The sequence below is a fragment of the Nonomuraea aridisoli genome (assembly GCF_003236395.1).
Classification (GTDB): Bacteria; Actinomycetota; Actinomycetes; order Streptosporangiales; family Streptosporangiaceae; genus Nonomuraea; species Nonomuraea aridisoli.
In genome coordinates this window covers 1-8,940 of record NZ_POUD01000339.1, presented here as the reverse complement: position 1 = coordinate 8,940, position 8,940 = coordinate 1, and the positions used below count along the sequence as shown (strand labels likewise).

Below are 8,940 nucleotides of genomic sequence, written 5' to 3'. Positions count from 1 at the left end.
GGTTGGGGGTGGCCTCGGGGGAGCCCGCGCCGGACGGGGTCGTGTTGTGGACGCGGCTGGCCGTGGAGCCGCTCGCGCCCGACGGGCTCGGCGGGATGCCGGGGCGGGCGGTGGAGGTCCAGTGGCAGGTGGCGCTGGACGAGCGTTTCCGGCAGGTCGTGCGTTCCGGGTGCGAGGTCGCCCGGCCCGAGGGGGCGCACAGTGTGCATGTGGAGCTCGACGGGCTCGACCCCGGACGGGAGTACTTCTATCGGTTCCGGGCCGAGGGCGAGATCTCGCCCGCCGGGCGTACGCGCACCGCGCCCGCTCCGGGCACGCGCTCCACGCCGTTGACGTTGGCGTTCGCCTCGTGCGCCGACTACCAGGCCGGGTGGTTCACGGCGTATCGCAGGATGGCGGAGGACGAGCCGGACCTGATCGCGTTTCTCGGCGACTACGTCTACGAGTACGGCGACTACACGTACCCGGTCCGCGACCAGGCCGGGGGAGAGTGCGTCGACCTGGCCGGGTACCGGCTGCGACACGCCCAGCACAAGGCCGACCCCGACACGCAGGTCGCCCACGCGGTCGCACCCTGGGCGGCGGTGTGGGACGACCATGACGTCGCCAACGCCTGGGCCGGCGACACGGCGCCGGAGCCGGGGCCGCCGTTCGGGCAGCGCAGGGCCGCGGCGTTCCGCGCGTACTACGAGAACATGCCGCTGCGCCGCGCCCAGCGGCCGCGCGGGGCGGCGGCGCGGCTCTACCGGAGCATCCGCTGGGGTGAGGTCGCCAACCTGCACCTGCTCGACACCCGCCAGTACCGCGACCTGTACGCCTGCACCGGCCGCACTGGCACGATCGGCCCGGACTGCCTGGAACGCTTCGAGCCCAACAGGACCATCCTCGGCCAGGAGCAGGAGTCCTGGCTCGACGGCGAGCTGCGGAACTCGCGGGCCACCTGGGACCTGCTCGGCCAGCAGGTCTTCCTCATGGAGATGGACTGGGCGAACGGTCCGGCGAAGGGTTACTCGAACGAGGGCTGGGACGGCTACGTCGCCTCACGCGACCGCCTGACCGCCGCCATCGACGCCTACGAGCGCAACGCCGTCGTGCTCACCGGCGACGTGCACGCGCACTGGGCCGGCCACATCAGGCGCGACCGGCGGGACCCGGGCTCCCGGCCGGTGGCCGTCGAGCTGGTCACCACGTCCGTGACCAGTGAGGGCGACGGCCTGGACGAATACCCCGACACACCGGACCTGCTGCGCGAGAACCCGCACGTGACGTTCTTCAACGGCCGCCGCGGCTACGTGCGCGCCACGATCACGCGGAGCGAGATGCGGGTCGACTTCCGGTCGCTGCCGCGCGTCACCGAGCCGGGCGCCGCCGCGCACACCTCCGGGTCGTTCGTCATCGAGCCCGGCGATGCCGTCCTGCACCCGACGTCAGCGGGTGACCGGTAGCGGTCCGCTGTCGGGAGTGAAGAGCTGGTCGTCGAGGTGGTCGACGGCGTAGTCGATGGCCCCCACGACCACGCATTCGTCGCCCAGCGTGGAGGCGCGCACCTCCGGCATGCGCATGCACGAGCGCTCCAGCCGCCGGCGCAGCGGATCGAGCAGCACGTCGGCCGAACGGGAGAAGCCGCCGCCGAGCACCACCATCTCCGGGTCGAGGATGAGCACCATGGCGGCCGTGCCGACGGCCAGGTCGTCGACGTAACGCTCGACCGCCTCGAGCGCCGCGGGATCGCCGTTCCTGGCGGCGGCCAGCGTGTAGCCGGCCGCGTCCTCCGGCGGGGTGCCGTCGGGGACGGACACGCAGGTGTTGAGGTGCTCGGGGGCGTGGAACCAGCGGGCCTCGGGCAGCATCACGATCTCGCCGGACGCCGCGCCGAAGCCCCTGTGGACCTTGCCGCCGATGATCAGACCGGCGCCCATGCGCCTGCCGACGTGCAGGAACACCACGTCGCGGGCGCCCTTGGCGACGCCGCGCCGGTGCTCCGCCCTGGCGGCCAGGCGGCTGTCGTTCTCGATCAGCACCTGGCAGGGGAACATCCGGCGGAGCTCGGCGGCCAGGTCGAGGTCGCGCCAGGCGGGGACCGCGGCGGAGTAGACGACCCGGCCTTCGGGGTCGATCACGCCGATGGTGCCGACCGCGACGGTCCACAGGTCGTCCACGGTCGTCCGGCTGAGCGCGAGGCAGCCGGAGACGGCGCGCTCGATCGCGGCCAGGCGGTCCTCCAGCGGGTCGTCCGGGGAGACCGGCTGCCTGGTCTCGGCGAGGATCTCGCCGTCGAGGTCGGACAGGGCGGCGCGGATGTTGTGACCCCCTATGTCGACGCCCACCAGGTGGCCGCTGTCGGCGCGGAACCGGTAGCGGCGGGCCGGCCGGCCCATCGTGCCGGGGCTCGGCGGCACCTCCTCCACCCAGCCGAGCTCCATGAGCTCGGCGGTGACCTCCTTCATGGACGGACGCGACAGCCCGGTGCGCTCGGCCAGCGCCGACAGGGTCAGGGGACCGGCTCTGCGCAGGGCCCGGATGGCGGTCAGCGAGTTGAGCTGCCGCAGCCGGGACAGGTCGCCGCCGCGTAGGTCCGCCATCGCCGTCCTTAATGTAGGTCTCCTCTGTAAGCCCGATTATGCCAGCCTCCGCGCCCATGCGCGCTCAGGCCGGTTTCTCCGCAGAGGGCCGGAGAAATCGCCCATTGCCCGCTCAGGCCGCGCAGTGCTAGTAATGAAGGGCTCCTTCGTAAGTCGAGTGGAAATGAGGACTGATGTCGTTCCATGACATCGGCGAGGTCGCGTGCCGCCCCGACGAGGCCCGGGTGTTCGAGCACGGCTGGCAGTCGTGGAGCCCCACCGGCTCCTACCGCTGGACGGACACCCCGCCCCGGCCCGCCGACGAGACGATCCAGATCCTCTGCTACCGCCCCGAGACCCCGGTCCCCGCCGGGACGTTCCAGGGCGAGGGGCTGCTCGCGATCGAGACCGGTGACGGGGCCGTCGAGCTCTGGTCGGCGCCGAGCCCGACCGAGGTGCCGTCGATCAGGGTGCGGGAGGAGGGCGGCCGGCTGGTCGTCTCCGCCGACGGCCCGGTGCGCCACCGGCGCGGCGAGTCCGGCCTCGGCCGGGCCCTGCGCGACTGGGCCGACGGGCTCGCGCCGCGGCGCGAGTTCCCCGCGGTGCCGCCCATGTGGTGCAGCTGGTACGGCTACTGGGACAAGGTCACCGACGCCGACGTCATCGACAACCTGGAGCTCAGCGAACGGTTCGGTCTGGGCGCCGAGATGTTCCTCGTCGACGACGGCTACGAGGCCGGGATCGGCGACTGGCTGGACCCGCGGCCCGGCTTCGGCGACCTGCGCAGGGTGGTGGACGCCGTGACGGGCGCCGGCCGGCGGACCGGCATCTGGACCGCGCCGTTCCTGGTCGGTCACCGCAGCCGGATCTTCGAGGAGCACCCCGACTGGGTGGTGGGCGGCGCGTACGCGGGCCACATGTGGGACCAGGAGCTGGCCGTGCTCGACGTCACCCACCCCGAGGCGGCCGAGCACCTGACCGGCGTCTTCCGGACGTTCGCCGCGATGGGCATCACCCACTTCAAGCTCGACTACCTCTACGCCGGCGCGCTGGCCGGCCGGCGGCACGAGGACGTCGACCCGATCACCGCGTACCGGCGCGGGCTGGAGCTGGTGCGGCAGGGCGCGGGCCCGGACGCCACGCTGCACGGGTGCGGGGCGCCGATGCTGCCCAGCATCGGCCTGGTCGACATCATGCGGGTCAGCCCCGACATCGCGCCGACCCTGCACCCCAGGTCCGGCGACATCAGCCAGCCGTCACAGCTCGGCGCCCGGCTGACGGGCGCGGCGCGCGAGTTCCTGCACGCCCGCTGGTGGGTCAACGACCCCGACTGCATCATCGTGCGCCCCGAGGTCGAGGCCCGGGAGGAGTGGGCGCGGCACATCGAGGGCACCGGAGGGCTGCGCGGGTCGAGCGACCCGATCGCGGCGCTGGACGCATGGGGGCTCGCGACCACCAGGCGGCTCATGGTGCCGACCGCGACGGAGCCGTCGTGACCGGGCCCGCCGTGACACGCACGCCCGTACGGCCCGCCGCGGCCGGCCCTCGGCCGGTCGTCCCGGTCAGGCGGCGGCGGGGGAGCGGCTGGCAGGCGTACCTGTTCATCGGTCCCAGCCTCTTCGGGGTCGTGGGATTCCTGCTGCTGCCCATGGTCATCGTGCTGGTGCTGAGCCTGTTCGACTGGGAGCTGCTGTCCGCCCCCGAATTCGTCGGCCTGGACAACTACCGCCGCCTGGCCTCCGACGGGCAGACCTGGCACTCGCTGTGGGTGACCGTCGCGTACGTGCTGCTGTGCATCCCGCTGCAGACGGCGCTGGCGCTGGCCGTCGCCATGCTGCTCAACCAGCGGGTCAAGGGCGTGCGGTTCCTCAGGTCGCTGTTCGTGGTGCCGTGGATGGCCACCCCGATCGTGCTCGGCCTCATCTGGAACTGGATCTTCGACCCCCGCGACGGCGCGCTCAACAGCGCCCTGGCACTGGTCGGCGTCACGGGGCCCGACTGGCTGTCCGACGCGACCTGGGCGCTGCCCGCGGTCGCCCTGGTCAGCGTCTGGCAGCACACCGGCTACAACATGCTGTTCTTCCTGGCGGGCCTGCAGGGCATCCCGCAGGAGCTGCACGACGCGGCCGCCACCGACGGCGCCACCCCGGCGCAGCGGTTCTGGCGGGTCACGCTGCCGCTGCTCAACCCCACGATGTTCTTCGTCACGGTGACCAACATGATCGGCGCCTTCCAGGTGTTCGACACGGTCTACGCGATGACCGCCGGCGGCCCCAGCGGCAGCACCGAGGTGATCAACTTCAGGATCTTCGAGACCGCCTTCAAGCAGTTCGACTTCGGCTACGCCTCCACGCTGTCGATGTTGCTCTTCTTGATCATCTTCCTGGTGACGCTGGCGCAGGTCAGGTTCTTCGGCAAGCGCACCACGTACGACCTGAGCTGAGAGACCCATGACCAAGCGAATCCTGCTCTACGCCACGCTGGCGGCCGGCGCGTTCATCTCCGTCTTCCCGTACCTGCTCGTGGTGCTGACCGCGTTCAAGACACAGGGGCAGCTGAACTCCACCGCGCCGTGGCTGCCGGGGCTGCCGCCGACCACGGACAACATCGCCGAGATGCTGGCCGGCGACTTCCCCCGCTTCATCCTCAACACGGCCCTGATGACCGCGGCGCTGACCGCGGGCCAGCTGGTCTTCACCACGTTCGCCGCCTACGCCTTCGCCCGCCTCCGCTTCCGGGGCAGGGACGTGCTGTTCTGGCTGTACGTGGCCACGATGATGGTGCCGAGCGCCGTCACCATGATCCCGCTGTTCCTGATCATGCGGGAGCTGGACCTGGTCAACACCTGGTACGGCCTGCTCGCGCCGTACATCCTCGGCACGCCGTACGGGATCTTCCTGATGCGGCAGTTCTTCAAGGGCCTGCCCGCCGGGCTGGAGGAGGCGGCCCGGATCGACGGGGCCGGGTCGCTGACGATCCTGCTGCGCATCATGCTGCCGCTCTGCCGCCCCGCGCTCGGCACCCTGGCGATCATCACGGTGATCTCGTCGTGGAACAGCTTCCTGTGGCCGCTCATCATCACCAGCGGCGACGACACCAAGGTGATCACCGTCGCCATCGCCACCCTCAAGCAGGGGATCGGCGTGGACTACAACCTCATGATGGCCGGCAGCCTGATCGCGCTGGTGCCGATGGTGGCCGTCTTCGTCTTCTTCCAGAAACACATCGTCAGGTCTGTGGTCCTCACAGGCCTCAAATAGAAACAAGAAGAGGTCAGCGAATGCCGAAGAACCCCCCGATTCGCTGGGCCGGGGCGCTGCTGGGCGTCGCCATGCTCACCCTCACCGCGTGCGGCTCAGGCGACGGCGGTGGCGAGTCAGAGAAGGTCACGTTGACGTACCGGCTCTGGGACGACCAGCAGAAGGTCGGCTACGAGAAGGTGATGGCGGCCTTCGAGCAGGCCAATCCGGACATCGACGTCACGATCGAGCTGCTGCCGTACGACCAGTACTGGACGAAGCTCACCGCCGACGCGGTGGCGGGCACGGCGCCGGACGTGTTCTGGATGACCCCCACCCAGTTCCCCGAGTACGTCACCAAGGGCGTGCTGGCCCCCGTCCAGGCGGACACCGCGAAGTACCACAAGACCGTCGTCGACTCCTTCACCTACGAGGGCAAGCTGTACGGCGTGCCCAAGGACTGGGGCATCGTCGGCCTGCTCTACAACAAGGACCTGTTCGAGGCGGCCGGCGTCGAGATGCCGGAGAAGCTGACCTGGAGCCCCGACGGCTCCGGCACGTTGCTGGAGGTCGCCCGCAAGCTCACCGTCGACGAGGCCGGCAAGCACCCCGGCGAGGACGGCTTCGACCCCGGCAAGGTCAAGACGTACGGCTTCGCGTCCTGGAACCACTACCAGACGCAGTGGATGAACTGGGTGGCCTCCAACGGCGGCAAGCTCGTGGACCGGCCGTTCGGGAAGTACACCTTCAACGACCCCGCGTCGGTGCAGGCGCTGCAGTTCGCGGTGGACCTGGTCGACAAGTACCACGTCTCGCCGCCGGCCACGCAGACCAACCCGCCGACCGGCAAGGTGACCGACATGTTCACGGCGGGCGAGGTCGCCATGTTCCCCGCCAACAACGCGCTGCTGCCGTTCGTGGCGCCGGAGTCGACGTTCGAGCTGGGCGTCGCCGCCATGCCGGAGGGCCCGGCCGGCCGCTCGGTCAACCTGAACTGCCTGGCCGAGGCCGTCTACGCCAACAGCGACCACCCCGAGGAGGCCATGAAGCTGGCCGCCTACCTCGGCACCGAGGCCCCGCAGAAGACGATGGCCGACGGCGGCTACGTCTTCCCCGCGCTCAACGGCCTGGAGCAGGGCTACGTCGACCACTGGAAGGCCAAGGGCCTCGACGTCACACCGTTCGTCGAGGAGGCGGCCGGCACGACCTTCCCCCTGCCGATCACCACGGGCTTCACCGGTTTCGAGACGAAGCTCAACCAGATCTTCAACCAGATGTACCTCGGCGAGCTCACCCCGCAGGAAGCGGCGGACCAGGCCGTCACCGAAGGCAACGCCAGCATCGAGTAAGGACCCCCCACATGATCACCCGGCGTTCACTCATCGCCGGGGGCGCGAGCGTGGGCTTGTCCGCCGCACTGGGTGCCGCACCCGTGCGCGCGGCGGCTCGCCGTGCCCCCGTCTCCGACCCCTTCCAGCTCGGCGTCGCCTCCGGCGAGCCCACGCCCGACGGCGTGGTCTTATGGACGCGCCTGGCCATGAACCCCACCGCCCTCGACGGGCTCGGCGGCATGCCGGGCCGCCCGGTGCCGGTGCAGTGGCAGCTCGCCGCGGACGAGAACTTCCGGCGCGTCGTGCGCTCCGGCTCCGAGACCGCCCGCCCCGAGTCCGCGCACAGCGTGCACGTCGAGCTCGACGGGCTCGACCCCGGAGCGGAGTACTTCTACCGCTTCCGCGCCGAAGGCGAGCTCTCGCCCGTCGGCCGCACCCTCACCGCCCCCGCCCCCGGCACCCGCGGCACGCCGCTCAACCTGTCGTTCACCTCGTGCGCCGACTACCAGGCCGGCTGGTTCACGCCGTACCGCAGGATGGCCGAGGACCAGCCCGACCTGATCGCCTTCCTCGGCGACTACGTCTACGAGTACGGCGACTACAAGTACCCCGTCCGCGACCAGGCCGGGGGAGAGTGCCTCGACCTGGCCGGATACCGGCTGCGGCACGCCCAGCACAAGGCCGACCCCGAGTCGCAGCTCGCGCACGCCATCGCCCCGTGGGTCGTGGTGTGGGACGACCACGACATCGAGAACGGCTGGGCCGGCGACGTGCCCGAGCAGCCCGACCCGCCGTTCCTCAAGCGCCGGGCGGACGCCTTCCAGGCGTACTACGAGAACATGCCGCTGCGCCGCGCGCAGAAGCCCGACGGCGCCGCGCTGCGGCTGCACCGCAGCATCCGCTGGGGCGCGGTCGCCAACCTGCACCTGCTAGACACCCGGCAGTACCGCGACCTGTACGCCTGCACCGGCAGGAGCGGCACCGTCGGCCCCGACTGCCTGGAACGCTTCGAGCCCAACAGGACCATCCTCGGCCAGGAGCAGGAGGCCTGGCTCGACGGCGAGCTGCGGAACTCGCGGGCCACCTGGGACCTGCTCGGCCAGCAGGTCTTCCTCATGGAGATGGACTGGACCAACGGCGAGGGCAGGGGCTACTCCAACGAGGGCTGGGACGGCTACGTCGCCTCCCGCAACCGCCTGACCGCCGCCATCGACACCTACGAGCGCAACGCCGTCGTGCTCACCGGCGACGTGCACTCCCACTGGGCGGGCGAGGTCAAGCGCGACCACCAGGACCCCGAGTCGAAGTCGGTGGCCGTCGAGCTGGTCACCACCTCGGTGACGAGCGCGGGCAACGGCCTGGACGAATACCCCGACACGCAGAACCTGCTGCGGGAGAACCCGCACGTGAAGTTCTTCAACGGCCGCCGGGGTTACGTGCGCACCCGGATCACCGAGCAGGAGATGAAGGTCGACTTCCGCTCGCTGTCGCGCATCACCGAGCCGTACGCGCCCGCCTACACCTCCGGCTCGTTCGTCGTCGAGCCCGGCGACCCCACCCTCCACCCCGCCTGACAGGACCCCCATGCGCATGATCACGGCCGCCGCGGCGGCCTTCCTCGCCATGCCCCTCGTCGCCTTACCCGGTGCGGCGGAGACGATCTCCGGCCCGCCGATGGGCTGGAGCAGCCGCGCGCTCGGCTGCTCGGTCTCCGAGTCGGCGGTCCGCCAGGCCGCCGACGCCCTCGCCCCGCTCGCGCCCCTCGGCTACCGGTACGTCGTCATCGACGGCTGCTGGCAGGCCCCGCAG

Annotated in this window: 7 protein-coding genes and 1 pseudogene; 7 read left to right on the top strand and 1 reads right to left on the bottom strand. The window is 71.1% G+C overall.

Translation table 11 applies throughout. From position 1 onward, the window contains the following. A partial coding sequence (locus C1J01_RS42980; protein ID WP_111184790.1) for an alkaline phosphatase D family protein occupies positions 1 to 1,445 on the top strand: 1,445 nt, incomplete at its 5' end. Here the strand turns inward: C1J01_RS42980 and C1J01_RS42975 are convergent. Next, positions 1,428 to 2,582 (bottom strand): ROK family transcriptional regulator, encoded by a 1,155-nt coding sequence (locus C1J01_RS42975; RefSeq protein ID WP_111184789.1) that lies wholly within the window; start codon positions 2,580 to 2,582, stop codon positions 1,428 to 1,430. The two genes, C1J01_RS42980 and C1J01_RS42975, sit on opposite strands and share 18 nt — an antisense overlap. A 173-nt stretch (positions 2,583 to 2,755) precedes the next feature. Here C1J01_RS42975 and C1J01_RS42970 point away from each other — a divergent pair, with 173 nt between their 5' ends. The 6 genes and pseudogenes from C1J01_RS42970 to C1J01_RS42945 all read left to right on the top strand — a co-directional run. Continuing rightward, on the top strand, positions 2,756 to 4,057 hold the full coding sequence (locus tag C1J01_RS42970) for a glycoside hydrolase family 36 protein (protein WP_111184788.1): 1,302 nt from the start codon (positions 2,756 to 2,758) through the stop codon (positions 4,055 to 4,057). Next, positions 4,054 to 5,004 carry a carbohydrate ABC transporter permease gene (locus C1J01_RS42965; RefSeq protein WP_220040398.1) on the top strand — a complete coding sequence of 317 codons (951 nt, stop codon included), beginning with the start codon at positions 4,054 to 4,056 and terminating at the stop codon, positions 5,002 to 5,004. The genes C1J01_RS42970 and C1J01_RS42965 overlap by 4 nt, the downstream gene beginning before the upstream one ends. A 7-nt stretch (positions 5,005 to 5,011) precedes the next feature. Then, complete coding sequence (locus tag C1J01_RS42960) at positions 5,012 to 5,821, top strand: carbohydrate ABC transporter permease (protein WP_111184787.1); 810 nt, start codon at positions 5,012 to 5,014, stop codon at positions 5,819 to 5,821. Between the two features lie 20 nt (positions 5,822 to 5,841). Continuing rightward, positions 5,842 to 7,149: an ABC transporter substrate-binding protein gene (locus C1J01_RS42955; RefSeq protein ID WP_111184786.1), complete on the top strand. Its 1,308-nt coding sequence runs from the start codon at positions 5,842 to 5,844 to the stop codon at positions 7,147 to 7,149. Between the two features lie 11 nt (positions 7,150 to 7,160). Next, a complete protein-coding gene (locus tag C1J01_RS42950; protein ID WP_111184785.1) occupies positions 7,161 to 8,705 on the top strand; it encodes an alkaline phosphatase D family protein in 1,545 nt (514 codons plus the stop codon). 10 nt (positions 8,706 to 8,715) lie between these two features. After that, a pseudogene (locus C1J01_RS42945) lies at positions 8,716 to 8,940 on the top strand (hypothetical protein); the annotation flags it as partial.

Bases quoted from the DNA above. Each gene is read 5' to 3' on its own strand.
- C1J01_RS42975 (WP_111184789.1), bottom strand. From the start codon at position 2,582: ATGGCGGACCTACGCGGCGGCGACCTGTCCCGGCTGCGGCAGCTCAAC.
- C1J01_RS42970 (WP_111184788.1), top strand. From the start codon at position 2,756: ATGTCGTTCCATGACATCGGCGAGGTCGCGTGCCGCCCCGACGAGGCC.
- C1J01_RS42960 (WP_111184787.1), top strand. From the start codon at position 5,012: ATGACCAAGCGAATCCTGCTCTACGCCACGCTGGCGGCCGGCGCGTTC.
- C1J01_RS42955 (WP_111184786.1), top strand. From the start codon at position 5,842: ATGCCGAAGAACCCCCCGATTCGCTGGGCCGGGGCGCTGCTGGGCGTC.
- C1J01_RS42950 (WP_111184785.1), top strand. From the start codon at position 7,161: ATGATCACCCGGCGTTCACTCATCGCCGGGGGCGCGAGCGTGGGCTTG.